The sequence below is a fragment of the Brevundimonas sediminis genome (assembly GCF_048799765.1).
Classification (GTDB): Bacteria; Pseudomonadota; Alphaproteobacteria; order Caulobacterales; family Caulobacteraceae; genus Brevundimonas.
The window spans coordinates 1-25,246 of sequence record NZ_JBLYQK010000002.1 but is presented as its reverse complement, the minus strand read 5'-3'; the positions used below and the strand labels follow the sequence as shown (position 1 = coordinate 25,246).

22 protein-coding genes are annotated in these 25,246 nt (G+C 69.3%); 9 read left to right on the top strand and 13 right to left on the bottom strand.

Annotation, left to right across the window (positions count from 1 at the left end; all coding sequences use genetic code 11):
• Positions 1 to 39: 39 nt before the first annotated feature.
• From rlmN to ACLQ7T_RS01565, 3 genes are all read left to right on the top strand, one after another.
• Positions 40 to 1,191 (top strand): dual-specificity RNA methyltransferase RlmN, encoded by a 1,152-nt coding sequence (rlmN, locus tag ACLQ7T_RS01575; RefSeq protein ID WP_420477819.1) that lies wholly within the window; start codon positions 40 to 42, stop codon positions 1,189 to 1,191.
• A 233-nt stretch (positions 1,192 to 1,424) separates the two neighbouring features.
• A complete protein-coding gene (locus tag ACLQ7T_RS01570; RefSeq protein WP_420477818.1) occupies positions 1,425 to 1,868 on the top strand; it encodes a DUF350 domain-containing protein in 444 nt (147 codons plus the stop codon).
• Between the two features lie 4 nt (positions 1,869 to 1,872).
• The gene (locus tag ACLQ7T_RS01565; protein ID WP_420477817.1) at positions 1,873 to 2,694 is read left to right on the top strand and encodes a S1 family peptidase; all 822 of its coding nucleotides are present in this window, start codon (positions 1,873 to 1,875) and stop codon (positions 2,692 to 2,694) included.
• 8 nt (positions 2,695 to 2,702) lie between these two features.
• Here ACLQ7T_RS01565 and ACLQ7T_RS01560 read toward each other — a convergent pair whose 3' ends face one another.
• The 5 genes from ACLQ7T_RS01560 to ACLQ7T_RS01540 form a co-directional block, all read right to left on the bottom strand.
• Positions 2,703 to 3,743: a tetratricopeptide repeat protein gene (locus ACLQ7T_RS01560; RefSeq protein WP_420477816.1), complete on the bottom strand. Its 1,041-nt coding sequence runs from the start codon at positions 3,741 to 3,743 to the stop codon at positions 2,703 to 2,705.
• 52 nt (positions 3,744 to 3,795) lie between these two features.
• Positions 3,796 to 6,639: a M16 family metallopeptidase gene (locus tag ACLQ7T_RS01555; RefSeq protein ID WP_420477815.1), complete on the bottom strand. Its 2,844-nt coding sequence runs from the start codon at positions 6,637 to 6,639 to the stop codon at positions 3,796 to 3,798.
• 85 nt (positions 6,640 to 6,724) lie between these two features.
• Positions 6,725 to 7,612, bottom strand: coding sequence for a hydrogen peroxide-inducible genes activator (locus ACLQ7T_RS01550; RefSeq protein WP_420477814.1), 888 nt, complete (start codon positions 7,610 to 7,612; stop codon positions 6,725 to 6,727).
• 205 nt (positions 7,613 to 7,817) lie between these two features.
• Positions 7,818 to 10,028: a catalase/peroxidase HPI gene (katG, locus tag ACLQ7T_RS01545; RefSeq protein WP_420477813.1), complete on the bottom strand. Its 2,211-nt coding sequence runs from the start codon at positions 10,026 to 10,028 to the stop codon at positions 7,818 to 7,820.
• 92 nt (positions 10,029 to 10,120) lie between these two features.
• Positions 10,121 to 10,912 (bottom strand): EcsC family protein, encoded by a 792-nt coding sequence (locus tag ACLQ7T_RS01540; protein ID WP_420477812.1) that lies wholly within the window; start codon positions 10,910 to 10,912, stop codon positions 10,121 to 10,123.
• A 107-nt stretch (positions 10,913 to 11,019) separates the two neighbouring features.
• Between ACLQ7T_RS01540 and mdh the strand changes: the two genes are divergently transcribed.
• Positions 11,020 to 11,982 (top strand): malate dehydrogenase, encoded by a 963-nt coding sequence (mdh, locus tag ACLQ7T_RS01535; protein ID WP_141625442.1) that lies wholly within the window; start codon positions 11,020 to 11,022, stop codon positions 11,980 to 11,982.
• Between the two features lie 125 nt (positions 11,983 to 12,107).
• On the opposite strand, the gene ACLQ7T_RS01530 is transcribed toward mdh, so the two are convergent.
• Both ACLQ7T_RS01530 and zapE read right to left on the bottom strand, forming a co-directional pair.
• Positions 12,108 to 12,668 (bottom strand): type III secretion system chaperone family protein, encoded by a 561-nt coding sequence (locus ACLQ7T_RS01530; protein ID WP_420477811.1) that lies wholly within the window; start codon positions 12,666 to 12,668, stop codon positions 12,108 to 12,110.
• A 59-nt stretch (positions 12,669 to 12,727) separates the two neighbouring features.
• Positions 12,728 to 13,822, bottom strand: a complete 1,095-nt coding sequence (zapE, locus tag ACLQ7T_RS01525) for a cell division protein ZapE (protein WP_420477810.1) — start codon at positions 13,820 to 13,822, stop codon at positions 12,728 to 12,730.
• Positions 13,823 to 14,034: 212 nt separating this feature from the next.
• Between zapE and ACLQ7T_RS01520 the strand changes: the two genes are divergently transcribed.
• Positions 14,035 to 15,081, top strand: coding sequence for an aspartate-semialdehyde dehydrogenase (locus ACLQ7T_RS01520; protein WP_420470547.1), 1,047 nt, complete (start codon positions 14,035 to 14,037; stop codon positions 15,079 to 15,081).
• 41 nt (positions 15,082 to 15,122) lie between these two features.
• A complete protein-coding gene (gene rarD / locus ACLQ7T_RS01515; protein ID WP_420477809.1) occupies positions 15,123 to 16,061 on the top strand; it encodes an EamA family transporter RarD in 939 nt (312 codons plus the stop codon).
• On the opposite strand, the gene ACLQ7T_RS01510 is transcribed toward rarD, so the two are convergent.
• The 6 genes from ACLQ7T_RS01510 to ACLQ7T_RS01485 are packed head-to-tail and all read right to left on the bottom strand — an operon-like array spanning position 16,058 to position 22,352.
• On the bottom strand, positions 16,058 to 17,194 hold the full coding sequence (locus ACLQ7T_RS01510; protein WP_420477808.1) for a serine hydrolase domain-containing protein: 1,137 nt from the start codon (positions 17,192 to 17,194) through the stop codon (positions 16,058 to 16,060). The genes rarD and ACLQ7T_RS01510 overlap by 4 nt on opposite strands.
• A gap of 31 nt (positions 17,195 to 17,225) precedes the next feature.
• Positions 17,226 to 18,857, bottom strand: coding sequence for a M20/M25/M40 family metallo-hydrolase (locus ACLQ7T_RS01505; protein WP_420477807.1), 1,632 nt, complete (start codon positions 18,855 to 18,857; stop codon positions 17,226 to 17,228).
• A 17-nt stretch (positions 18,858 to 18,874) separates the two neighbouring features.
• The gene (locus ACLQ7T_RS01500) at positions 18,875 to 20,098 is read right to left on the bottom strand and encodes a BaiN/RdsA family NAD(P)/FAD-dependent oxidoreductase (protein ID WP_420477806.1); all 1,224 of its coding nucleotides are present in this window, start codon (positions 20,096 to 20,098) and stop codon (positions 18,875 to 18,877) included.
• A 38-nt stretch (positions 20,099 to 20,136) separates the two neighbouring features.
• Positions 20,137 to 20,988 carry a metallophosphoesterase family protein gene (locus ACLQ7T_RS01495; RefSeq protein ID WP_420477805.1) on the bottom strand — a complete coding sequence of 284 codons (852 nt, stop codon included), beginning with the start codon at positions 20,986 to 20,988 and terminating at the stop codon, positions 20,137 to 20,139.
• Positions 20,988 to 21,959 carry a diacylglycerol/lipid kinase family protein gene (locus tag ACLQ7T_RS01490; protein WP_420477804.1) on the bottom strand — a complete coding sequence of 324 codons (972 nt, stop codon included), beginning with the start codon at positions 21,957 to 21,959 and terminating at the stop codon, positions 20,988 to 20,990. Before ACLQ7T_RS01490 ends, ACLQ7T_RS01495 begins: the two co-directional genes overlap by 1 nt.
• A gap of 54 nt (positions 21,960 to 22,013) precedes the next feature.
• Positions 22,014 to 22,352 carry a hypothetical protein gene (locus ACLQ7T_RS01485; RefSeq protein WP_420470554.1) on the bottom strand — a complete coding sequence of 113 codons (339 nt, stop codon included), beginning with the start codon at positions 22,350 to 22,352 and terminating at the stop codon, positions 22,014 to 22,016.
• A gap of 137 nt (positions 22,353 to 22,489) precedes the next feature.
• Here ACLQ7T_RS01485 and ACLQ7T_RS01480 point away from each other — a divergent pair, with 137 nt between their 5' ends.
• The 3 genes from ACLQ7T_RS01480 to ACLQ7T_RS01470 all read left to right on the top strand — a co-directional run.
• Entirely contained in the window at positions 22,490 to 22,846 is a 357-nt protein-coding gene (locus tag ACLQ7T_RS01480) for a YMGG-like glycine zipper-containing protein (protein WP_420477803.1), read from the top strand.
• Between the two features lie 91 nt (positions 22,847 to 22,937).
• Entirely contained in the window at positions 22,938 to 23,387 is a 450-nt protein-coding gene (locus tag ACLQ7T_RS01475; protein WP_420477802.1) for an OmpA family protein, read from the top strand.
• Between the two features lie 95 nt (positions 23,388 to 23,482).
• Positions 23,483 to 25,246: protein-disulfide reductase DsbD domain-containing protein (locus ACLQ7T_RS01470; RefSeq protein WP_420477801.1), on the top strand; the 1,764-nt coding region annotated here is incomplete at its 3' end.

Sequence of the window (25,246 nt, the reverse complement as noted above, 5' to 3'; positions counted from 1 at the left end):
TGGTATAAGGCCGTTCTCCCGACCTCGAAGGATGCCGCCTTGAGCCTGACGCTCGACCTTTCGCGCACGACCGCGACCCCGTCTGCAGCCCCCGTCAACCTGTCCGGTCTGACGCGCGCGGAGCTGCGGCAGGCGCTGATCGACGCCGGGGTTTGTCCGCCCGAAAAGGCGAAGATGCGGGCGTCGCAGGTGTGGAGCTGGATCCACCACTACGGCGTCACCGACTTCGCGGCGATGTCGAACGTCGCCAAGGACATGCAGGCCAAACTGGCCGAGGCCTTCACCCTGGCCCGTCCCGAGATCGTCGAGCGTCAGGTGTCCAGGGACGGCACCCGCAAATGGCTGATCCGCACCGCGCCGGGCATCGAGATCGAGACCGTCTACATCCCCGACGTGGGCCGGGCCGGCGCCCTGTGCGTGTCGTCCCAGGTCGGCTGCACCCTGAACTGCACCTTCTGCCACACCGGCACCCAGAAGCTGGTCCGCAACCTGACCACCGCCGAGATCGTGGCCCAGGTCCAGGTCGCCCGTGACGATCTGGGTGAATGGCCGTCGCCCAAGGAAGACCGCCGCCTGTCGAACATCGTGTTCATGGGCATGGGCGAGCCGCTCTACAATCTGGATCACGTGTCGAATGCCATCGACATCATCTCGGACAACGAGGGCATCGCCATCTCGCGTCGCCGGATCACGGTGTCGACGTCCGGCGTGGTGCCCAAGATCGCCGAGCTGGGCGAGCGCACCCAGACCATGCTGGCCATCAGCCTGCACGCCACCAACGACCCGCTGCGCGACGTGCTGGTGCCGCTGAACAAGAAATACCCGCTGGAACAGCTGATGGCGGCGATCCGGGCCTATCCCGGCCTGTCGAACGCCCGCCGCGTGACCTTCGAGTACGTGATGCTGAAGGGCGTCAACGACAGCCCCGAGGAAGCCCGTGCGCTGATGAAGCTGATCGAGGGCATTCCGGCCAAGATCAACCTGATCCCGTTCAACCCCTGGCCGGGGGTTGAGTACGAATGCTCGGACTGGAAGACGATCGAGCGCTTCGCCGCCATCCTGAACAAGGCCGGCTATGCTTCGCCCATCCGCACCCCGCGCGGTCGCGACATCCTGGCCGCCTGCGGTCAGCTGAAGTCCGAGAGCGAGAAGATCCGGGCCTCGGCGCTGCGCAAGGCTGAAGCCGCCTGAGGCCGGAGGGCCTGAAGTGATTGGTGGTTGGTGATTGGTGGCTCGATGCGGCCACGCTGGTGATCGTCCTGTGAGCGCGAACGCCTGATCCAGCCGCCCACCAATTACCAACCACCAATCACCCCTCCCGACACACGCCGTCATCAATCTTGACCGACTGTGACATCCGCGCGCTTGCGGATTGGGGCGAAAAGCGGGCAATCGTTCACGACCCCCTGAGCAGCGGACGCGCCATGGACTCCACGTCCCTTTCCAGAGTGCTCGACAGCGCCGAGGTGCAGGCCTTCGCGACGGGCTTCCCCACGACCATGGCCCATCTGGCCGTGACCCTGGCCCTGCTGCTTGTCGGCGCGGTGATCTACGCCCTGTTCACGCCGTGGAAGGAGATCGCCCTGATCCGCGAAGGCAACGCCGCCGCCGCGGTGGCCTTCGCGGGCGTGCTGGTCGGTCTGGCCATTCCGTTGGCCGTCAGCCTGAGCGTCTCGACCTCGATCAAGGACATCACCCTCTGGGGCGTGGCGACCCTTGTGCTTCAACTGCTCGCCTTCCGTCTGATCGACATGTTGCTGACCGGCCTGCCCCAGCGCATCCGCGACGGCGAAATCTCGGCCTCGGTCCTGCTGGTCGGGGCCAAGCTGTCGACGGCGCTGATCCTCGCGGCGGCCCTGACGGGGTGATGCGATGAGACCGCCCGACTGGCTGATCTACGGGTCCGTCCTCGGCGCGCTCCTGACGGCCTCCCTCCTCCATCGGGAGAACGCGGACGCCCCGCCCGCGCCGCCGCCGCCGGACGAGATCGAGGGCGCCCTGCTGGGCCCGATCACCCCCTTTGATCCGGCGGTGACGGTCAATGCGCCGGACATCCCGTTCCAGCCGAGCACGGGGACCGCCTTCTCCATCGCCCGCACCGGCCGCTGGGTCACCGCGCGCCACGTGGTCGAGGGCTGTCGCCAGCCGGCCATTCTGGTCGGCGGGGGCCGGGCGGTCGCCGCCGACGTGCGGCTGTCGCCCCGCGCCGACATCGCGGTGCTCCAGACCCAGGGCGGCCCGTCCGCCCTGCCGATCGCTCCCGCCGAGGGGATGCACGACAACCAGCGCGGCTTTCATCCGGGATTCCCCCAGGCCCGGGCCGGCGAGGTGACGTCCCGGCTTCTGGGTCGCGAGACGCTCAAGGTCCGGGGACGCGGCCAACGCGATGAACCCGTCCTCGCCTGGGCGGAGGTCGGGCGAACGGATGGACTGGGCGGAACCCTGGCCGGTCTCTCGGGCGCGCCGGTCATGGACCGTCAAGGCCGCGTCGTGGGCGTCACGATCGCCGAAAGCCCGCGCCGGGGCCGCATCTACACCACGGCCCCGGAGACGTTCCAGCCCGCCGTTCGGGGGGTTCAGAAGGCGGATGAACCGCTGATGGGCCGCGTGGTCACCGTCGACAACTACGGCCTCGTCTCCGACGATCTGCGCCGGGACCTGCGGGTGGCGCGGGTGGTCTGCCTGTCAGCCTGACCCGCGTCTCAGCGCGGAGCGCCGTTGGCCGAGATCCATTGCTCGCGCGCCAGACGGACCTTGGCCGGATCGACCGTCGCAATCCGGGCTGACAACTGTCGCAACAGTGTCCGCGCGATCTCGTCGCCGCTCTCGGCCGCCAGTTGCAGATAGGCCGCGCCGGTCGCCAGGTCGACGGGTCCGCCTTCGCCGACCGCCATCATGGCGCCCAGTCCCCGCAGGGCGTGAGCTGACCCTCCACGCGCCGCTCGCAGATACCAGTCCCGGGCCGCGGGAGCATCAACGCCGCCCCCCTGGCCAACCGCCAGCATGACGCCCAGCGAGATCATGCCCTGCTCGTACCCGGCATCGGCCGAGCGTTGAACGTACTGCCTCGCCAGCACCGGATTGGAGGCCACCCCGACGCCGTCGAGCAACATCATCCCAACGTTCCACTGGGCGCGATATTCCCCGGCGTCCGCAGCGATCTTCAGATGGCGATAGCCGGCCTCCGGATCAGGCGGGATGCCCCAACCGTTCTGGTAGGCCCGCCCCAGAAGGAACTGGGCGTCCATGTTGCCGGGCGACTGTTCGACCGCCATTGCCATCAGGCGGGACCCGCGTCCCAGATCCTGCTCCACACCGTTCCCGAACAGATAGGCCCGTCCCAGAGGATAGGCCGCGATCCCCATGAGATCTGGCTCGACATCGCGCAGCATCTCCACCGCCCGCGCGTCATCCCCGGCATCGTCGTTGAGCAGCAGCCGCGTGCCCAGATTCAACCGCGCGCCCTTTGATCCAGCGGCGAATGCCTGCTCCCAGAGCTGCATGGCCCGCGCAGGATCGGCGGAAATCCCCGCCGGCGGATCATTGACGACAATCGCCACCATGTTCATCGCCTCAGCGTCGCCGGCGGCGGCGAGGCGTTCGAGCTCCACCAGGGCCGAAACCGGGTCCTCCTGAAGAAGGTCGATCGCCTTCTCAAGCGGATCGGCCTCCTGCGCCCGGACGGGACCGGCGACCATCAGAGCGACTGCGCCGAAGGCGGCAGCGAGGATGTGCAGCTTCATGACGAGCCCTCCGGCCCCGACGTTCGCCGGAGCCGGAAGGAAGATCAACGCCTTAACGCAGCGCCGCCGTATCAAGGTCCAGGTCCGTCAGCGACAGAACCTCGACGTTCGGGTGTCTGGCCCGGATGGCGTCGATGAATTTCGACGCATCGCCGACGATGACCAGGCTGGCGTTCGCCGCCGGCAGGTGCTCGGCGAAGGCCGATTGAACCTGTTGCGGCGTGATCGCCTCAACCCGCCCGACATAGGCCGCCAGATCGCTCATCGGCAGGTCATAAAGCGCGAGGTTGGCGACCACACCGCCCAGACCGTCGACGGTTTCCAGAGAGTCTCCGAAGGCGCCCGACAGGATGGCCTGACGGGTGGTCATCTCGCTCGCGGTGGGCTCGGTGGTCGACAGGCGATTGATTTCGCCCAGGATCAGGTCGGCGACCTCGGCCGCCGCATCATTGCGGGTCTGGGCAGAGGCGATGAAGGCGCCGTCGTCCTGCCGCACGCCGAGATTCGAGCGGGTGCCGTAGCTGAGGCCGCGCTTGATGCGGATTTCCTGGTTCAGGCGCGAGGTGAAGCTGCCGCCCAGCAGGGTGTTGCCCAGGGTCAGCGGGAAATAGTCCGCATCCGTCCGGTCGATGCTGCGCATGGCGACATAGACCGCTGCCTGACCGGCGCCCGGCTGGTCGATCACCACCACGCGGGGGGCCACGGCGACGCCCGCCGGGTTGGCGCGCGGGGCCGGAGCCGGGCCCGAGGCGCGCCAGTCGCCGAAGGCCTGTTCCGCCAGAGCGCGGGCCTGGGCCACGGTGATGTCGCCGGAGAAGATCAGCCGCGCGGTCTCGGGACGATAGCGCGAGGCGTGGAAGGCGGCGACGTCCGCGCGGGTCAGGCCCGGCAGGGAGTCAGGCGTGCCGCCGCCCGGCGCGCCATAGGCGGCGTCGCCGTACACCAGCCGACCCGCGGCCATGCCGGCGACCGGTCCGGGCGAGCTGAGCGCCACGCGCAGGCCATCCAGCGACTGATCCCGCTGGCGCTCGACCTCCTCGGCGGCGAAGTCCGGACGGCGGACCACATCCGCCATCAGGGTGAGGGCTTGCGGGAAGACGTTTGCGGGCGCGTTGACGGAGACGTTCGAGAAATCGGGCCCCGACGAGGCGCCCAGCCGGGCGCCGAGTTGCTCGATCTCGGCGGCGATCTCGGGCGCCGACCGACCGCTGGAGCCCTGCGTCAGCAACCCGGCGGTGAGAACCGCCAGACCGGTCTTGTCGCCATCATCAGCCGAGCCGGCGGCCAGGCCCAGCCGGGCGGAGATCAACGGCAGACCCGGCTTGCGGGCGACATAGACCTCCAGCCCGTTGGACAGGGTGAAGGTCTCCACCGCCGGGGTGGCCAGATCGACCGCGGGGCCGGCGTCCGGGATCGGCGTGCGATCCGCCTCGGGCAGGAGCTCGAAGATGCGTCCGACCGGCGCCAGGTCCGCGACCCGGACCGGCGCGCTCACCTCGACCGACTGGGCCGTGACCGGGTTCTGGTCGTCGGCGTTCAGATAGCGGATGGCGATGCTGCGGTTGTCCGTCAGATAGCGACGGGCGACCCGCTGGATGTCCGCGGCGGTCACCGCCTGGAGAGCGGCGATCTCGGCGTCGGCCGCGGCGGCGCCGCCCGTATTGATCAGCGACCAGCCGAGGACGTTGGCGCGGTCCTCGACCGTCTCGCGCTCGCGCAGCGCACCGGCGACCAGCTCATTCTTGGCCTCGGTCAGTTCGGCGTCGGTGACCGGCGCGTCCCGCAGGCGGGCGGCCTCGGCGCGCAGCGACGCCAGACCCGCCTCCGGCGTCTCACCTTCAGCCATGATGGCGTAGGTGATGACCGAACCGGCCTGCTGGCTCGCATCGACGTTCGAGCTCGTCTGGGTGGCGATCTTCTGATCATAGACCAGCGACCGATACAGACGGGAGCTCTCGCCCGTCGACAGGATGCCGTCCAGCACCGTCAGGGCCGCGCGGTCGGGATCGTCGTAGCGCACCCCGGGCCAGGCCAGAACGACAGCCGGAAGGGGCACGTTCGGCGCATAGAACGTCGCCTCGCGCGGGCCGGTCGGTTCGGCCTCGCGAACATCATTGGCCGGCAGGGGGCGGTCCGGATTGGTCAGCGGACCGAAATACTGGTCGATCCAGCCATCCAGACGGGCCTGATCGAAATTTCCGGCCACGATCAGATAGGCGTTGTCCGGCCGGTAGTAGGTGGCGTGGAAGCGGCGGACATCCTCGATGGTCGCGGCGTCCAGATCCTCGATCGAGCCGATGGTCGAGCGGCGGTAGGGGTGATCCTGGTACAGGGTCGCGGGAACGAACAAGCTGAACAGGCGGCCGTAGGGGCTGGCCAGCACGCCCTGCCGGTACTCCTCCTTCACCACATCGCGCTCGCTCTCGAACACCGACTCATTGACCACCAGGGAGCCCAGCCGGTCGGCCTCGGCGAAGATCAGCCGCTCCAAATGATTGGCCGGGACGGTCTCGTGGTAGGCGGTCACATCGTCGGAGGTGAAGGCGTTGTTGTTTCCGCCCACATCCTCGGTCAGGCGGTCGAAGGTCTCGTCCGGGAAGTTCTGCGTCGCCTTGAACATCAGGTGCTCGAACAGGTGGGCGAAGCCCGAGCGGCGTTCCGGATCATCCTTGGAGCCGACGCGGTACCAGACCTGTACCGTGACGTTCGAGGTCGACGTATCCCGCGAGGTATAGACCTTCAGCCCGTTCGGCAGGGTCCGTTCCTGGAAACCCAGCGGCGGCACGGCGATCTGACCGGCCGCGGGCGCGGCGGTCTGGGCGAGGGCCGGCGAGGCGGCGGGCAGCCCCAGAAGCAGGGCCGAGGCGGCGACGGTCAGGACAAGACGGGTCTTCATATAAGGGCTCCGGACGCCCGGACGACGGGCGTCGCGACCCTAACAGGGCCGGTCCCGCGCGCACCTTACAGACTCGTAATGAAGCTCAATCCAGCCTCAGCGCCTCGGCCAGCAGCTTCGCCTCGGCCGCCCGGCTCGAGCCCGATCGCCAGGCGACCACGATCTCCCGGCGCGGCGCCCGGGCGGCGATGGGTCGGACCACGACGCCCGGCATGTCGGCCAGCCCCGCCCGCACCGCCATCTCGGGCAGGAAGCTGACGCCCAGCCCGGACGACACCATCTGGACCAGGGTGTGCAGACTGGTCGCGGCGAAGACATCGTCGCCCTTGGGCGCCTCGATATCGAAGGCCGCCAAGGCCTGATCGCGGAGACAGTGGCCATCCTCGAGCAGGATCAGGTCCTCGGCCTTCAGCGACCCCGGCGGGATCGGCCCGTCGCCGGCCAGGGCATGACCGACCGGCGCGGCGGCGAGGATTTCGTCATCCCCGATCCGGGCATGTTCGATACCGGTCGCACTGTAGGGCAGGGCGATCACGGCGGCATCCAGATGGCCGGTCTTGAGAGCGGCGATCAGCCGGGGGGTCAGATCCTCACGGATGAACAGCCTCAGGCTCGGATAATCGGCCTTCAGCGACGGCAGGCGGGCGGGCAGCAGGAAGGGCGCGACCGTCGGGATGACGCCCAGCCGGAACCGGCCCGACAGGGGTTTGCCCGCATTGCGCGCCGCCTCGACCAGATCCTCGGTCCGGGCCAGCACATCCTCGGCGCGGCGCACGGCCTCGGCCCCGACGGCGGTCAGCTGGACATTGCCCCGGGTCCGCTCGACCACCGGGGCGCCCAGAATTTTCTCCAGCTCCTGCACCCCCGCAGACAGGGCAGGCTGGCTGACGTGGGCGGCCTCGGCGGCGCGGCTGAAGGAGGCGTGCTCGGCGAGCAGACGCAGGTACTGGAGCTGACGGAGCGTGGGGAGCATCCGCGCCACATAAGGCGTCGTTATCGACATGGCAAAGTCTATGGAGAGCGCTTTCACGCCTCCTCCCCGTTGCGCAGCAATGGGGAGGTGGTTCCGAGCTTTGCGAGGAGACGGAGGGGTTCTGGACGGCGCGCACCGTCAGGACCCATCCACCGCCTCGCGGTCCTCCTCCCCATCGCGATGCGACGGGGAGGAGACAGCCCGATCAGGCTTTCAGGTCGTATCGGTCGGCGTTCATCACCTTCACCCAGGCGGCAACGAAGTCCGAGACGAACTTCCCGCCGGCGTCGGCCGAGGCATAGACTTCCGACAGGGCGCGCAGCTGGGAGTTGGAGCCGAACACCAGGTCGGTGCGGGTCGCGGTCCACAGCGCCTCGCCGGTCTCACGATCGGTGCCGACGAAGGTTTCGTCGCCCTCGCCGTCGACCTTCTTCCAACCGGTCTTCATGTCCAACAGGTTGACGAAGAAGTCGTTGGTGAGCTGGCCCGGGCGGTCGGTGAAGACGCCGTGGGTCGAGCCGCCGTGATTGGCGCCCAGCACGCGCAGACCGCCGACCAGAACCGTCATCTCCGGCGCGGTCAGGCCCAGAAGCTGGGCGCGATCGACCAGAAGCTCCTCGGTCGGGACGTTGAAGCGGACCTGCAGATAGTTGCGGAAGCCGTCGGCCCGCGGCTCCAGCACCGCAAAGCCCTCGACGTCCGTCTGTTCCTGCGAGGCGTCGGTGCGGCCGGGGGTAAACGGAACCTCGACCGACTGCCCGGCCGCCTTCGCCGCCTGCTCGATCCCGACCGAACCGCCCAGCACGATCAGGTCGGCGATGGAGACGTTCGAGCCGCCCTTGATGCCCTCGTAGACCTTGAGCACCTTGGCGAGACCGGCCGGGTTGTTGACCTCCCAGTCCTTCTGGGGCGCCAGGCGCAGGCGGCCGCCGTTGGCGCCGCCGCGATGGTCCGAGCCGCGATAGGTCGCCGCCGAGGCCCAGGCGGTCGTGACCAGCTCGGCCACCGACAGGCCCGAATCCGCGATCTTGCCCTTCAGCGCCCTGATGTCGGCGGCGGAGAGGGCGGGGCCGGATGCGGCCGGGATCGGGTCCTGCCAGATCAGGTCCTCGGCCGGCACGTCCGGGCCGAGGTAGCGGACCTTCGGCCCCATGTCGCGGTGACACAGCTTGAACCAGGCCCGGGCGAACTGGTCGGCGAACCAGGCCGGGTCCGCCCGGAATTTCTCCATGATGACGCGGTAGGCCGGATCTATCTTGAAGGCCATGTCGGCCGTGGTCATCATCGTCGGGACCTTCTTGCCCGGCGTATGCGCGGCCGGGGCGAGGGTCTCTTCAGGGTTGCCGACCGGCTGCCACTGCTTGGCCCCGGCGGGCGAGCGGACCAGCTCGTAATCGTGGTCCAGCAGCATGTCGAAATAGGTCATGTCCCAGGTGATTGGCGTCGGGGTCCAGGCGCCCTCGATGCCCGAGGTGATGGTGTGGTCGCCGATGCCGCTCTCGTGGCCCGACTGCCAGCCCATGCCCTGCTGGGCGATGTCGGCGCCTTCCGGAGCCGCGCCGACCTTGGACGCATCGCCGGCGCCGTGCGCCTTGCCGAAGGTGTGGCCGCCGGCGGTCAGGGCCGCGGTCTCGACATCGTTCATGCCCATGCGGGCGAAGGTCTCGCGGATGTCGCGGGCCGACTGCAGGGCCTCCGGCACCCCGCCCGGACCCTCCGGGTTCACATAGATCAGACCCATCTGGATCGCCGCCAGCGGAGCCTCAAGCGCCATCTCCTTGTCCGGCTGGATACGGGTCTGGTTGCCTTCGTCGCCGACCCAGTTTTCCTCCGTGCCCCAGTAGACGTCCTTCTCGGGCTCCCAGACGTCGGCGCGGCCGCCGCCGAAGCCGAAGACCGGCCCGCCCATGCTCTCGATGGCGACGTTGCCCGCCAGGATCATCAGGTCGGCCCAGCTCAGTTTGGCGCCGTATTTCTGCTTGATCGGCCACAGCAGACGGCGCGCCTTGTCGAGATTGCCGTTGTCCGGCCAGCTGTTCAGCGGGGCGAAACGCTGCTGGCCCGCGCCGGCTCCGCCACGTCCGTCACCGGTGCGATAGGTCCCGGCCGAGTGCCAGGCCATGCGGATGAAGAAGGGGCCGTAGTGGCCGTAATCCGCCGGCCACCAGGGCTGGCTGTCGGTCATCAGGGCGGTGAGATCCCGCTTCACCGCCGCGAGGTCCAGCGTCTTGAAGGCCTCGGCGTAGTTGAAGCCGTCGCCCATCGGGTCGCCCGACTTTCCCTGCTGGTGCAGGATGTCCATCGTCAGCTGGTTGGGCCACCAGTCGCGGTTGGTGCGGCCCAGCAGGCTGCGCAGCGCGGCCGGTTCCTTCTTCGGGTTGTTGAGGGGCGTGGAGCCTCCGGCGTGTCCGTCCATGGTCGTCGTCTCCCTGATGTTGTGGAAGTCAGCCTATGCCCCCGCAGACGACAGGGAAAATCAATAAACTTTGTCGTTTGGATAAGCCAAGCTTACCTGTCGGTCTCCGCGAACCACCGCATCCGGCAGGCCATGACGGCGGTCTCACCCAGTCGTTCGACCAGTCGCCAGTTGACCACCGCCCCCACGGGCGCGCCGATCAGCGGGATCAGCTGGGCCATCTTCGCGAGATCGATGTGGTCCCGGTACTCGATCTGGAAGGTGCGCCAGTCGTAGTCGGTGAGCGTCTCCGGCTGATCGACATCGCCGATCCACCGCTCCAGATCCGCCAGGGCCTCGGGACGCCTCCGGGCGCTGGCGAAGGCCAGATGGAAGATGTGCAGGACGAACAGCCGCTCGCGCACCGAACCGCCGCCCCAGCCGTAGGCCGCGACGATTTCGCCGAGCATCCGCACCTTGATCGCCATCAGGGCCGGAAAATCGGCGGCCGCCAGGACGAGGCCGCCCGCCCCGGCGACGCCGCCCTCGACGCTGGCGGTGTTCCGATAGGCCCGAATGACGGCTCGCGCCTTTTCCTCCCGCGCCGCCAGGCCCCCCTGCTGAACCGGCTTCGCCTTCAGCAGGTCCGAGCCGAACAGGATGCCCCTGGTCATCGCCTCCACGCCCGTCGTGATGACGGCGTGGACCCGCTCCGGAATGATGTGGTTGATCCGGTCCTGGGTTCCGCGCGTGGCCTTGTCCCACAACCCGGGCCGCTTCAGCACCTTCTCCCGCCAGACCGCCATCCCGGCGCGGATCGCCCGTTCATCGGTGACGACGACAAGCCCTGTCGGCACCTCATCGGGGGCGACGAACTCGGGCAGGGTCTCGGGAGATCGGGTCATGGTCGTTAAGGCCTCACGCGGCGTCACGGTTGCAGGTCGCGCCTCACGGGTCTAGACCGCCGCGCGACGGCGGTATCGCACCGCACAAACCCTCGGAGACTGACAGTATGGCTCGCGCGAAGATCGCCCTTATCGGCGCCGGCATGATCGGCGGCACCCTGGCCCACGTTGCAGCGCGCGAAGCGCTGGGCGACGTGATCCTGTTCGACATCGCCGAGGGCACCCCGCAGGGCAAGGCGCTGGACATCGCCGAAGCCTCGGCGGTCTTCGGCCAGGACGTGGCCCTCAAGGGCGCCAACGACTACGCCGATATCGCCGGCGCCGACATCTGCATCGTCACCGCCGGCGTGCCGCGCAAGCCGGGCATGAGCCGCGACGACCTGATCGGCATCAACCTGAAGGTCATGAAGGCCGTGGGTGAAGGCATCAAGGCCCATGCTCCGAACGCCTTCGTCATCTGCATCACCAACCCGCTCGACGCGATGGTGTGGGCCCTGCAGAAGTTCTCGGGCCTGCCGAAGGAGAAGGTCGTCGGCATGGCCGGCGTGCTGGACTCGGCCCGCTTCGCCTACTTCCTCGCTGAAAAGACCGGCGTGTCGGTTCAGGACATCCACGCATGGACCCTGGGCGGTCACGGCGACGACATGGTCCCGATGGTCCGTCACTCGACCGTCGGCGGCCTGCCGCTGCCGGACGCCGTCGCCGCGGGCTTCCTGTCGCAAGCCGAACTGGACGCCATCGTCGAGCGCACCCGCAAGGGCGGCGGCGAGATCGTCGCCCTGCTGAAGACCGGCTCGGCCTTCTACGCCCCGGCGGAATCGGCCATCGCCATGGCCAAGTCCTACCTGCTGGACCAGAAGCGCGTCCTGCCTTGCGCCGTGTGGCTGTCGGGCGAGTACGGCCTGTCGGACCTGTACGTCGGCGTTCCGGCCCTGATCGGCGCCGCCGGCGTCGAGAAGATCGTCGAGTTCACCACCAACGACGAAGAGAAGGCGATGTTCGCCAAGTCGGTGGAGTCGGTTCAGGGTCTCATCCAGGCCTGCAAGGACATCGAGCCCTCGCTGGCCTGAGCCGGCTGACTGTTCAAAAGACGCAGGGGCCGCGGCGCAAGCCGCGGCCCCTTTTCCTTGGCCTGAAGGCGGGGCGCGCCGACGGCATGGCTTGAACCGGCGGACCGAGGGCCCGGACGGCCGTTCTACTCGCCGGTCGCCGGGGCGGCCGGAGCCGGCGCGACGCTGGCGAAAAGGGTCCGGGCGAAGCGATTCAGGAGCTGCAGCCAGACGTAGGTCGGCTCCTGCAGCTGTTCCGCGCCGTCCGAAAGCAGAAGCACGTCGTACTGGGCCAGGACGGTGGCGTTGCCGCCCGCCGTCGCCGGCGCGACCCAGACGGCCTTGAGGTAACGGTTCTCCCGGTTCCAGGTGGCTACCTGGGCTTCGGTGATCGCGCCGGTGAAGACAGCGTTGTACTGGACGTCGTCGCAGCGGGTCTGGCAGCCGAACAGGCTGAGGCTCCAGGGCAGGGGCTGATCCTGGACGCGCACGAGAAAGCCGCCGTCAACCGCGACCGGATCGGCGACATTCCCGCCCAGTCCGGTGAGCCAGGTCCTGACCTCGGCGCCCGTCACGCCTCGATCGACGGTCGTCGCCTGGGTCGCGACCGGCAACGGGGAAGCTCCGCCCCGATCCCCGGCCATCGCGGTCGGAACACAGAGCACCAGGCCGGAGGCGAGGGCGGCGCAGGCAGTCAGTCGGCGCATTGAAATCTCCTTCTGGCGCACGATCCAGCCGGACCCGCGCAGCGAAAATGTGGCGGACCCTAGCCCGTCCTCTGGTGCGCCAGCCAGTCCGCCGACGACATCTCGTTCAGGCGCGACACCGTCCGCTCGAATTCGAACGCCCCGACGCCCGAGGTGTAGAGCGCCTCAGGTCGCGCCGCGGCGAGGGCGACCAGCCGGGTCTTCGCCTCATAAAGCGCGTCGATCAGGGTCACGAACCGGCGGGCCTCGTGATGGTTCGCCGGACCCAGAACCGGAATCTCATCCAGGAAAACCGTGTGGAATCGCTCGGCGATCGCCAGGTAGTCCTGCGGCCCCAGCGGACGGGCGCACAGGTCCTCGAAGGTCGCCCGGGCCATGCCGCCCGCCGTGCGCTCGATCCCGACCTCGCGGCCCAGCACGGTCAGTCGGGTCGGGCTTTCGGGCTCTCCGCCGCGCAGTTCCAGCCACAGGGTTTCGAACGCCGGGCGCTGATCCGGCGTGAACCAGACCGGCGAGCCCATCAGCCGGTCCAGCCGCCAGTCGCGCGCGCCGTCGATTTCGACCACCGCGCATCGCTTCCGGATCTCGTCGATGAAGGGCAGGAAGAGCTGGCGGTTCAGCCCGTTCTTGTAAAGCTCGGTCGGCGCCCGGTTCGACGTCACCGCCAGCACCACCCGGCGCTCGAACAGGGCCTCGAACAGACGGCCGAGGATCATGGCGTCGGCGATGTCGGTGACCTGCAACTCGTCAAAGCACAGCAGCCGCGCCTCGGACGCGATCAGATCGGCGATCGGTTCGATGGGATCATCGCCCTTGTGGGTGCCGAAGATCGTCTGACGGGTCTTCCGGTCCCCCTTGCGCCACTGGTCGACCAGCTTGTGGATGCGGGCCATGAAGGCGTGGAAGTGGGCCCGCATCTTGCGCGGCTCGGGCGAGCTTGAGACGAACAGGTCCATCAGCATGGACTTGCCGCGCCCCGGCGGCCCCCAGATGTAGATGCCCTGCACCGCCGGCGGCTTTCCGAACAGGCTCTTCTTCGCCAGGGCCCGCTCAAGCCGCTCCAGCGCCGCGATCAGCGGCTCCTGCGCCGGGTCCGGCGTCAGGACGCCCTCCTCGATGCGGATGTCATAGGCGGAGCGGATGCGGGAAGTCATCGCCCCACGGTCTAGCCTCGCCCGCCCGGCGAGGAAAGCGTCCCCATAAGGCCAATGTATGGGAAACGGCGTCGTTCTCGGGCTGGATCGTCCGCCCGCCCTCGCAAAACCGATTGCTTCGCAGCCGCGAAGGACTACATCGCATCCTGCATTTTCGCGTTCTCGACCGGCTCCTCTCCGCCGCGGCCGGGACGCCATCAGGGAATACGCAAATGGGCTATCGCGTCGCTGTCGTAGGCGCCACCGGCAATGTCGGTCGGGAGATGATGAACATCCTCGAGGAGGTCGACTTCCCCGTCGACGAAATCCACGCCATCGCCTCGCGAAAATCCAAGGGCGTCGAGGTTGCTTTCGGCGACCGCACGCTGAAGTGCCAGGATCTTGAGCAGTTCGATTTCTCGACCGTCGACATCGTGCTGATGTCGGCCGGTGGAAGCGTGTCGAAGGAATGGTCCGAAAAGATCGGCAAGGCCGGTCCGATCGTGATCGACAACTCCTCGGCCTGGCGCATGGACCCCGACGTGCCGCTGATCGTGCCGGAGGTGAACCCGGACGACGTCAAGCTGGCGACGAAGAAGAACATCATCGCCAACCCCAACTGCTCGACCATCCAGCTGGTGACCGCCCTGCGGCCGCTGCACGACGCCGCCAAGATCAAGCGCGTCGTCGTCTCGACCTACCAGTCCGTCTCCGGCGCCGGTAAGGAAGGCATGGACGAGCTGTGGAACCAGACCAAGGCCATCTACGGCCTGGGCGACGCCACGCCGAAGAAATTCCCGAAGCAGATCGCCTTCAACGTCATCCCCTTCATCGGGTCGTTCAACGACGACGGCTACACCGATGAGGAGACCAAGATGTGGAAGGAGACGCACAAGATGCTGGATCCGGACATCAAGCTGACGGTCACCTGCGTGCGCGTCCCGGTCTTCGTCGGCCACTCGGAAGCCGTGACGGTCGAGTTCGACCGTCCGATCAGCCCGGACGAGGCCCGCGCCATCCTGCGCGACGCCCCGGGCGTGCAGGTGGTCGATAAGCAGGAAGCCGACGGCTACATCACCCCGGTCGACGCCGCCGGCGAGTTCGCCGTCTACGTCAGCCGCATCCGCAAGGACCACACGGTCGAGAACGGCCTGTCGTTCTGGGTGGTGTCGGACAACCTGCGCAAGGGCGCGGCCCTGAACGCCGTCCAGATCGCCCAGTTGCTGGACGAGACGGGCACGATCAAGTCGTCCTCCGGCTACCGCACCCTGACTGTCTGACCCCTTCCGTCTCGCCGCTCCCCCGGCGATGGAGCCCCTCGATGACAATGCCCACCGGCTCCGACGCGAGCCGCCCCGCCCTGCTGTCCGCCTTCGGCTGCTATGTGATCTGGGGGCTGATGCCCCTGCTGTTCATGGGCCAGCACGCCATCGGCTTCGACGCCTTTGAAATCCTCGCCCACCGCGCCCTGTGGGCGGTCCTGGTCGCGGGCCTTCTGGTCGTTCTGGCGAAACAGGGCGGACAGGTTCTGGCGGTCTTCCGCTCACCGAAGACCTTGCTGTGGCTGATGCTGTCCACGGTCCTGATCGCGGTGAACTGGGGCCTCTACGTCTGGGCCACAACCCATCACGCCACGCTGGAAGCCAGCCTCGGCTACTACATCAACCCGCTGCTCAACATGATCGTGGGCCTGTGGCTGTTCCGCGAGAAGATCGACAAATGGGGCTGGGTCGCCATCGGTCTGGCGGCGGTCGGGGTTCTGTTCCAGGCCCTGGCCCTGGGCCGTCCGCCATGGATCTCCATCGCCCTGGCCATTTCCTTCGCCAGCTACGGCGTGATCCGCAAGCGCGTGCCAATCGAGGCGCAGGCGGGCCTGTTCATCGAGTGCCTGCTCCTGGCCCCGCTGGGCCTGCTTTGGGTGCTGTGGCTCCAGCACTCCGGCGCGGGCGTCGCCTTCGACAGCCCGGTGAACACCCTGTGGGCCCTGGCCAACGGTCCGGCGACCGTCCTGCCCCTGGCCCTGTTCGCCTGGTCCGCGCGCCGCCTGCCCCTGTCGACCATCGGCTTCATCCAGTTCCTGGCGCCGACGATCCAGTTCGCCATCGGCGTCTGGTCGGGTGAGCCGTTGACCGGCCTGCGGATCGCCTCCTTCGCCTTCATCTGGACCGGCGCCGGCGTCTTCGCAGCGGCGGCCTTCTTCCGCCAGCGGGCGGCGCGGCTGGCGCTGAAGAACAGCGCCAATGAGGTCGTGAACGGCTAGAGGGCGCCGTACAGCGCCCCGATCAACCGCTGCGCCCGCGGGTCGCCGATCAGGTGGGGCGACTGCCGCGTCATGACGTAGGCGGCAGACAGGCCTCGCGCCGGATCGGCGAAGACGCATGAACCGCCCCAGCCGCAGTGGCCGACCGCGTCCGGGTTGGTCCCGAAGATGTTCAGCCCCGCATTGCGCGTGAAGCCGGCGGCCCAGCTCATCTCATAGGGCAGCACACGGTCCTGACCTTGGATGCGCTCGCGCGTCGCGGCGGCCAGCACCTCGGGCGACAGCACAACGCGGCCCTCGAAGGCGCCGCCGTCCGCGAGGATGCCCGCGATCCGCGCCAGGTCCAGCGCCGTGCCGTGCAGATTGGCCGAGGGAATCTCGATCATCCGCCACTCCGCCGATCCGCGCCCGCCGGGCGACGAGCCCTTGTCGAGGAAGGCCGCCTTCTTGATCGCGTCGATCTCGCCGAGATTGGTGGCCTTGGCCGGCTTGCGCATCTGGGCCACGCGGTCATGCTCGGCCTCCGGCAGGCCGATCCACAGGTCAAGACCGGGGAAGTCCTGACGCAGGGCCGCGCCCATGGTCCGACCGTCGACGAGACGAAACAGCTCGCCCGCCAGATAGCCGATGACGATGGGGCTGTAGCCCGAGGCCGTGCCCGGCGCCCACATCGGCGCCTGGGCGCACAGCCGGGCCAAGGTCGCCTCGCGGTCGAACCAGATGGCCGGGTCCTCGGGCGTGTCGAAGCCCGGCAGGCCCGCCTGATGGCTCATCATCTGGCCGACGGTGATCTCCGCCTTGCCCGCCTGACCGAAGGCCGGCCAGTAGCTGGCGACCGTCGCCTCATAGTCCAGCAGGCCCCGCTCAACACAGCTCGCGATCAGCAGGGCCATCACCGCCTTGCCGGTCGAGAAGACCGGGGTCAGGGTCCGCTCGTCGAACCGGACGGTCCCCGCCGCATCGGCTGATCCGCCCCACAGATCGATGACGGTCTCGCCGCCCACGCGAACGCTGAACCGCGCCCCCTGTTCGTTCAGCCCTTCGGGCGCATCGGTGAAATTGGCCGCGAAGGCATCCTTCACGGCGGCGAATTCAGGCGGGCAGACGCCATGGATGTCGGAAGCGGAGGTCATGCGCCGGGTCTAGACCCGGCGCTCGCCTCTGTCACCGCCGCCGATCCGCCGAGGCCTCCCGCGCCGCTTCGAACTCGGCGCCCGCGTTCCAGCGCGGCCACTCTCGGCTGTCGGCCAGGTCGCGGCCGACGGCGTAGAGCAGGTTCACGTCCACGGCGGCGGCGTCCATCACCCAGTCCGGCGTCCATTCGTCCGAGGGCTTGTGATAGCGGTTCTGGACGTAGTCGCGGCTGGCGTCGTTGTGGCCGGTGAAGCCCGCCGCGGCGAACAGGGCGGGCACGCCCATGCGGGCCAGCGGGAAGTGGTCGGACCGGTAGAAGCCGCCCGCCTGCGGGGCCGGATCGGGGATCAGACGGCGGCCCTGTTCGGTGGCGCGACGCTCGACCCAGCGGTCCGTCTCGCTCTTGCCCGCGCCGATGACGACGATCTCGGGCGAGACCTCCGTGCCCGGCAGGAAGCTGTCCATATTGATGTTGGCCACCGTGGTCTCCAGCGGCCAGACCGGATTGGCGGCATAGTATTCGGCGCCCAGCAGGCCCGCCTCCTCGGCGGTCCAGGCGGCGAAGACCACCGACCGCTCGGGCGCCGGGCCCTCCTTGAACATCCGCGCCAGCTCCAGAACCACGGCGACGCCGGTCGCGTTGTCCACGGCGCCGTTATAGATGTCGTCGCCGTTCTGCGGCGTGGCCCGGCCATAGGCGTCCCAGTGGGCCCCGTAGAGCACGGTCTCGTCCGGATACTCCGAACCCGGAATACGGGCCAGGATGTTGCGGCTTTCGATATTGGCGTGGGTCTGGCCGAAATCGATCGACATCGTCACCCCCGGCAACTCCACCGGGACGAAAGCCTCGCTGCGGGCCTCGTCCCGCAACCGGGCGTAGTCGAGGCCGGCGTCGCGTATCAGGGCCTCGGCGACATCGCCCTGGATCCAGCCCTGGGCCGAAACCCGCTCCCCCTCCCAGTTGGTGCGCACGATGTCGAAGTCCGGCGCCGTGGACGACCCCTCCAGAACGCTCCAGCCGTAGCCCGCGCCCGGGGTGTCATGAATGACCAGCACCCCGGCCGCGCCCCGGCGCGCCGCCTCCTGGAATTTGTAGGTCCAGCGGCCGTAGAAGGTCATGGCGTTGCCGTCGAAACGCCCGGCCACAGGATGCCCCTCGGGCGCGCCGAAATCCGGATCGTTGACGATGACGAGGATGATCTTGCCCCGCACGTCCACGGCCTTGAAGTCATCCCAGCCCTTCTCGGGCGCATCCACGCCATAGCCGGCGAAGACCACCGGGACGTCGGTCAGGGCAACGCGGTCCACCGGCCGGTCGCTGGCCACGAGAATCTGCGGGCCACGCTCCAGCGTCCGGACCTGCCCGTTCACCGTGGCGGTGATGGTCGCCGGACCGGACTGCTGGGTCCGGCTCAGATGGGCGACCTGCACCCACTGACCGTCCGGCCCGCCGGGCTCCAGCCCCAGGGCCTGGAACCGGCTGACCAGATAGTCGACCGTCTTCTGTTCGCCGGGCGTGGCGACGCCGCGACCCTCGAACTCATCCGAGGCCAGGACGCGGGTGTATTCGTTCAGCCGGGCCGGATCGGCCTGCTGGGCGTGAGCTGCGCCCGCGAGACAGAGCAGCGCCGTGGTCGAAACGAGGATCGATTTCAGGCGCATGGACTTACTCCGGACAGTCAGGGAAGGGGGTCACCCTGCCCCGCGAGACCCAGCCAGTCCAGCGCGCCCTCCGCCGCCACCACGCCCGAGGCGAAGCTGGCCTGCAGCAGATAGCCGCCTGTCGGCGCCTCCCAGTCCAGCATCTCGCCCGCGACGAAGACGCCGGGCAGGGCCTTGAGCATCAGATCATCCGTGACCTGATCAAGCCGTATCCCCCCCGCCGATGATATGGCCCGCTCCAGCCCCTGCACCCCGGTCAGGGCCAGGCGAACCGCCTTGATCCGCCGCGCCAGCTTGTCCGCCCCCTCCGGGATCGGGCCCGGAATTTCCCGGAGCAGTCCGACTGCGGCGGGAGACAGGCCGCCCGCCTTGCGCAGCCAGTTGGTCACGCTGTCCTTGCCGCGCGGCTTCGTCAGGCGGGCCGCCAGAGCCTCAATCGACAGGTCGGGTCTCAGATCGACGACCATTTCGGCCGCTCCATTCTGCTCGATCGCATCCCGCAGGGCGGCCGACAGGGCGTAGACCGCCCCGCCTTCCAGCCCGTAGCGGGTCAGCATCAGGTCGCCGCGCACGGATTGGCCGCCATGGCTCAGTCCGATGGTCTTCAACGGCTCGCCCGCGAAGCGCTCGATCAGCACCGGACTCCAGTCGACGTTGAAGCCGACATTCGACGGCCGGAACCCCGCTACCTCGACTCCCGCCGACCGCAGTTCATCCGCCCAACGGCCGTCCGATCCCAGCCGGGGCCAGCTGGCCCCGCCCATGGCCAGAACCACGACATCAGCCTGTTCGACCGTCTCGCCCCCGGGCCCCGCAAAGACCCAGCCGCCGTCCTGACGGCCGATCCAGCGGGAGCGCGTCCGGACCGCGACGCCGAGATCCGACAGCCGCGCCAGCCAGGCCCGCAGCAGGGGAGAGGCTTTCATCGTCTTCGGAAACACGCGCCCGGAACTGCCGGTGAAGGTCGGCTGCCCAAGACCCTCGACCCAGCCGATCAGCCGGATGGGCGAAAAGCGCTCCAGCCATCCGGCGACAACAGGCGCCGCCTCGCTGTAACGGGGTACAAAGCCGTCCATCGGCTCGGAGTGGGTCAGGTTCAGCCCGCCCCGCCCCGCCATCAGGAATTTGCGCGCCACCGACGGCATGGCCTCATGCACGACGACCCGAACGCCGTTGCGGGCCAGCCGCTCCGCGGCCATCAGGCCCGCGGGGCCGGCGCCGATCACATGGACGATCTTCATCCGCCGACCTCAAGCGCGGTTCGCACGCGGTGGCAACCTCAGACCGCGGCCGCCTCGCGTTCGCCGGGCACATCGGGGTCCGGCGCCGTCGCGGTCCTGCGGGTGTCCTGACGACGGGGCAGCCGCCAGACCTGCTTGTCCTCGAACCGGTCCCCCGTCCAGGCCACGGCCGTCACGGTGATCGTCCTTGCGTCCCATTCGATCCGGTTGAATCCGGGCGCCGCGCCCCGCTCCCGGTGGGACAGGGTTCCGCACCCGACGGCATAGGAGCAGTGGTCTCCCAGCTGGATCGGCAGGGCGAAAGGAACGTGGACATGTCCCGTCGCGATCAGATCGACGCCGGCCTCGGCGAAGATCAGGGCCGCCTCGTCGCCGCGCTTCACATCTCCGGTCATCGGCGTGCCGATCATCTCCACCAGCGGATGGTGACAGGCCAGCACCCGCAGGGCGCCCACCGGCGCCTGGCGAAGAGCCGCGGCGGCCTTGCGGGTCTGGTCCAGATCGATGACCCCCTTCGACCAGTTCGGACGCGCCTGCCAGCCGCGCGCGGTGACGACGCCCCGCACCATCAGATCGGGGCTCAGGAACTGGTGGTCGTGGGCCGGATGGCCGGTGGCGCGCTCAAACGCCTTCCACGGATGGAACAGCCGGGCCGGCAGGCTCCAGTAGGGAACATCGTGGTTGCCGACGATGACGAAGGTCGGCTCGGGCATGCGCCGGATCCATTCACCCGCCGCGCTGAACTCGTCCGGAAACCCCTGCTGGGTGATATCGCCGGTGATCAGGATCAGATCGGCCGGGTTGGCGTAGGCATAGTCGAGGGCGGCCGCGCAGGCGTGTCGATGCTCGCAACCGAAATGGATGTCGGAGAACTGGAGAATACGCCCCACTAGACCGTGTCCTCCGCCGCGGGCGGCCGGGGGGCAAGGGCCCGGAACGCCTTCGGCAGAAACTTGACCCGGGCTTCGTGATGCAGCTGGACCGGCTCTCCGTCGATCACGGCCGGGATGCGCGAACGGGCCCGGATCGCCACGCGTTGCGTCGCCCGCGTCGTCACCGCCGGGTCCTGACGCCAGTCATCCATGACCGCATGCGCGGCCAGGCGGAAGGCCTGCATGGCGTCGCTGGGATTCATCGCCGCCGCTTCGAGCCCGGTATTCTCGTCCATGGCCCGCGAAATCATCGGACTGATCAGGACCAGGGCCTCGGCCCGGCGCGACTTGCGTCCATCCAGCGAAAACCGCAGACGGCCGCTGAAGGCCCGCCTGAGCGCACGACGCGCATGCAACCAGGCCAGCTTCAGCTTGCCGGTCCGCATCGCCTCCCGCGCCGGCGCCCACAGGGCCGGCGAGCCGAAGATGGCCGCGCAGTAGAAGGACTGGCAGAGATCACCATCCCGGACCTCGCCGCCGGCCACCGGTTGCGGCACACCGTCTTCAAGCGCCCGACGCAGGGCCAGCTTCCAGTCGGCCGTTCCGTACAACGCCTTGGGCAGCATATTCATCGTCCCGCCGGGAAGCGGCGCGACGAGGGGACCATCCGGGCCGGCCCGGGAGGCGATCGTTCCCGCCGTGCCGTCGCCGGCCAGGACAAGGAGCACATCAGGTTTTGCCTCGAGGGCCGCATTGATCTGGCTGTCGAACAGGTCGCCCTCGAGCGCGACGACCGACGCCTCACAACCGTACCCGGCCAGTATCGCCTCGGCCTCGCCTGCGGCGCGGGGACCGACGCTGCCGGACAACGGGTTGACCAGCATGATGATGCGGGAAATCGCGACATGCGGGGTCAGGGAACGGGTCTCGGCGGCCACGTCCGAAACCGTGACCGCCTCATCATCAACCTTGACCATTGCTTCGCCCATGCCGCCCGAACGCCCCGCACTCGCGCGAGGTTCCGATCCGGAACGAGCGAGCGGTTACTTCTTCAGCTCTTCCGTCGCAGCCGCGGCGCCGGCCTGCGCCGCGTCGCCCGCCTTGCCGGCCGCAGCGCCCGCCGCATCGACCGCCTCGTCAGCGACGCGAGGCGCCTCGCCCTTGACCATGGCGACGCCGGCCGAGATCCAGCCGTCCATGATGGCGCCCCCCTCGGCGAGCGACCGTTCCTTGATGCCCAGGACAGCCGTCAGGACACCGAACACCGCCAGCAGGGTCACCAGGACGCCGACCAGCGGATTGGCCCCGCGACGACGCTTGGTCCGCGCCCACACCGGGCTGTGATCATCGTCCGCCATGCGGACCGGCTCAGAAAAACGCATACGAAACCCCCGTCTGCCGATGCCGGCGCCACCCTCCGCAGCGCCGGTGAGAAGCCTAGTACAGGCCTGACACTCATCATAGGCCAAGGAACCGCGCAGCTTATCCAGCGTTCTCACCCCAAGGGGGAAACCCAGGGATGAAGGACTTGATCATGAAGAAGGCGATCATCGCGATTGCAGCGGCCGGTCTGATGGCTTCGGCCTGCGCCAGCGACCCTTACAGCAACAGCAACGAAACCGTCCGTCAGGGCGCTATCGGCGCCGGCATCGGCGCCGTCGCCGGCGCCATCATCGGCAACAACGTGGGTGACGGCAACGCCGGCACCGGCGCGGCCATCGGCGCCGTCGTCGGTGGCGCCGCGGGCGCCATCCGCGGCTCCAGCCAGGACCGCGCGAACCAGCAGCGCTACCGCGACAGCCAGGGCCGCTACTACTACTGCTACGATGGCCGCCAGACTGAATGTTACTGGGAAAACGGCCAGCGCCGGTATTGATCGGCGGGGCTGAGGCCCGGACCTGGGGGGCGGTTCGTCGAAGGACGGGCCGCCCCCTTTTCATGGGGGAAGGATGCGGAAGGGGATGCAGATGAAGCGGATTGTGGTGATCCTGGCGGGCGCGGCCGCGCTGGCGGGCTGCGGGTGGACCCCGGGCCTGCGCGACCGGGCGGAGATCGTCGCCGAGCCGTCGCCCTGCGGCGTGAAGCGGTTCGACGTCTATTTCGCCGAAAACGAGGCGCGTCTCACCAGCGCCGCGCTGCAGGCGATCGGCCTGACGGCGACCCAGTTGCAGGGCTGCGACATCCGCCGGGTGCAGGTGGTCGGCCTGGCGTCGGCGACCGGAACCGTGGCGACCAACCTGAACCTGTCCGAGCGCCGCGCCCTGGCGGTGGCCGAGGCCCTTGAGGCCGCCGGCTGGCCGGCGCCCGCGTTCGAGCTGGGCGCCGTGGGCGACGCCGGCGCCACCACGGCCGCCGGGACCAATGAGCCCCTGCGCCGGCGCACCGAAGTGGTCGTGGAGGCGGTCGAGCGGCGCTGACGCCCGCGCCGGGGCGACCTGACGCGGACGGCGGACCGTGACGACGCCCCCCTCGGGCGGCTAAGGTCCGCGGGTTCCGAACGAGAGACCCTCGCGTGCGCCGCCTGTTCCGCTTTCTGATCCTCCTGACCCTCCTCCTCGCGCCGGCGGGCCTGGCCGCGGCGCAGACGGGCCCCCGGCACACCGACGAGATCGAGGCCGAACTGGTCCCGATGAGCCGCTGGGCGGTTCCCGGCGGCGTCGCCGTGGTCGCCGTTCGACAGAAGATCGCGCCGGGCTGGCACACCTACTGGCGCAATCCCGGCGACTCGGGCGGCCCCACCACCCTGACGTGGTCCCTGCCCGCCGGGACACGGGCCGGCGACATCGTCTGGCCCCTGCCGGAACGCCAGCGACTGCAGGGACTGGTCAACTACGGCTACGAGGGCGGTGTCTATCTGCCTGTGCCGATCGAGGTCCCCGCCGACGCCCGTCCCGGAACCACCCTGCCGCTGAGGGTCAGGGCGCTGTTCCTCGTCTGCAGCGACGAGATGTGCATCCCGCGCGAGATGACGCTGGGGCTGGACCTGCCCGTCCGCGACGGCGTGGCGCCCCATGACCGCGCCCACGGCGACGCCATCGCCCGCGTCCTCGAACAGGCGCCGCGCCCCGCCGGGATCGAGGCGCGCGTCTCGCTCGAGAACGGGGTCCTGACTCTCACCGCCACCGGCGGGCCGCTGGCCGGCGGCGACCCCGGTCCCGCCTATTTCTTCCCGTTCGAGAGCGGAACCCTCGACCACGCCAGCCCCCAGAGCGGCCGATGGGGGCCGCGCGGAGCCACCCTCATCCTGAACGCCGGCCGGCGGCTGTCCGCCGAAGGCCTGACCGGCCCCGTCGCCGGCGTCCTGGCCACCGCCCGGGGCGCGTTCGAGATCCGCGCCGTTCCCGGTCCGCCCCTGCCGGGCGCAAGCGGCTCGGGCGTGCTGGCGCCGCTGGATGACGCCGCCCCGGTCCCCGGCGGTTCACCCGCCCCGACCGGGGCGGGAGTCTTCGTCCAGGCCCTCCTGTTCGCCCTGCTGGGCGGACTGATCCTCAACCTGATGCCCTGCGTCTTCCCGATCCTGGCGATGAAGGCCGCGGCCCTGGCCGCATCCGCCCATGACGCGAGGCAGTCCCGACGCGACGGTCTGGCCTTCCTCGCCGGCGTCCTGACGACCTTCCTGCTCCTCGCCGTCGCCCTGCTGGGCCTGCGCGCGGCGGGCGAGGCCGTGGGCTGGGGCTTCCAGCTGCAATCCCCGCCGGTGACCGCCGGTCTGGCCCTGCTGATGCTGGCGGTGGCCCTGAATCTGTCCGGGGTCTTCCATGTCGGCGCCGGTCTGCAGGGCGCGGGCTCCGGGCCGCTGTCCCGCCTGCCCGGCGGCGTCGGCGCCTTCTTCACCGGGGCGCTGGCGGTCGTGGTCGCCGCGCCCTGCACGGCCCCCTTCATGGCCTTCGCCCTGGGCGCGGCCCTGCTGATGCCCTGGCCGATGGCGCTCGCGGTCTTCGTCATGCTCGGGCTCGGCCTGGCCCTGCCCTATGTGGCTGTCAGCCTGACGCCGCGCCTGCTGTCGAAACTGCCCCGGCCGGGCGCCTGGATGGACCGGCTCAAGGCCCTGCTGGCCTTTCCCATGTACGGCGCCGCCCTTTGGCTCGCCTGGGTTTTCGGCAACCAGACCGGGGCCGAAGGGCTGGGCCTTCTCTTCGTCGCCGGTCTTTGCGCGGCGACCGGCCTGTGGCTGGTCGGCGCCGGGCAGGGCGAGCGGACCCTGGGCCGCCGGGGCGTGATCCACACCACCGTCGGCGCCGCCGCGCTGCTCGCGGCCCTGGGCGCGGCGACCCTC

Bases quoted from the DNA above. Each gene is read 5' to 3' on its own strand.
- ACLQ7T_RS01570 (WP_420477818.1), top strand. From the start codon at position 1,425: ATGGACTCCACGTCCCTTTCCAGAGTGCTCGACAGCGCCGAGGTGCAG.
- ACLQ7T_RS01565 (WP_420477817.1), top strand. From the start codon at position 1,873: ATGAGACCGCCCGACTGGCTGATCTACGGGTCCGTCCTCGGCGCGCTC.
- ACLQ7T_RS01560 (WP_420477816.1), bottom strand. From the start codon at position 3,743: ATGAAGCTGCACATCCTCGCTGCCGCCTTCGGCGCAGTCGCTCTGATG.
- ACLQ7T_RS01555 (WP_420477815.1), bottom strand. From the start codon at position 6,639: ATGAAGACCCGTCTTGTCCTGACCGTCGCCGCCTCGGCCCTGCTTCTG.
- ACLQ7T_RS01550 (WP_420477814.1), bottom strand. From the start codon at position 7,612: ATGCTCCCCACGCTCCGTCAGCTCCAGTACCTGCGTCTGCTCGCCGAG.
- katG (WP_420477813.1), bottom strand. From the start codon at position 10,028: ATGGACGGACACGCCGGAGGCTCCACGCCCCTCAACAACCCGAAGAAG.
- ACLQ7T_RS01540 (WP_420477812.1), bottom strand. From the start codon at position 10,912: ATGACCCGATCTCCCGAGACCCTGCCCGAGTTCGTCGCCCCCGATGAG.
- mdh (WP_141625442.1), top strand. From the start codon at position 11,020: ATGGCTCGCGCGAAGATCGCCCTTATCGGCGCCGGCATGATCGGCGGC.
- ACLQ7T_RS01530 (WP_420477811.1), bottom strand. From the start codon at position 12,668: ATGCGCCGACTGACTGCCTGCGCCGCCCTCGCCTCCGGCCTGGTGCTC.
- zapE (WP_420477810.1), bottom strand. From the start codon at position 13,822: ATGACTTCCCGCATCCGCTCCGCCTATGACATCCGCATCGAGGAGGGC.
- ACLQ7T_RS01520 (WP_420470547.1), top strand. From the start codon at position 14,035: ATGGGCTATCGCGTCGCTGTCGTAGGCGCCACCGGCAATGTCGGTCGG.
- rarD (WP_420477809.1), top strand. From the start codon at position 15,123: ATGACAATGCCCACCGGCTCCGACGCGAGCCGCCCCGCCCTGCTGTCC.
- ACLQ7T_RS01510 (WP_420477808.1), bottom strand. From the start codon at position 17,194: ATGACCTCCGCTTCCGACATCCATGGCGTCTGCCCGCCTGAATTCGCC.
- ACLQ7T_RS01505 (WP_420477807.1), bottom strand. From the start codon at position 18,857: ATGCGCCTGAAATCGATCCTCGTTTCGACCACGGCGCTGCTCTGTCTC.
- ACLQ7T_RS01500 (WP_420477806.1), bottom strand. From the start codon at position 20,098: ATGAAGATCGTCCATGTGATCGGCGCCGGCCCCGCGGGCCTGATGGCC.
- ACLQ7T_RS01490 (WP_420477804.1), bottom strand. From the start codon at position 21,959: ATGGGCGAAGCAATGGTCAAGGTTGATGATGAGGCGGTCACGGTTTCG.
- ACLQ7T_RS01485 (WP_420470554.1), bottom strand. From the start codon at position 22,352: ATGCGTTTTTCTGAGCCGGTCCGCATGGCGGACGATGATCACAGCCCG.
- ACLQ7T_RS01480 (WP_420477803.1), top strand. From the start codon at position 22,490: ATGAAGGACTTGATCATGAAGAAGGCGATCATCGCGATTGCAGCGGCC.
- ACLQ7T_RS01475 (WP_420477802.1), top strand. From the start codon at position 22,938: ATGAAGCGGATTGTGGTGATCCTGGCGGGCGCGGCCGCGCTGGCGGGC.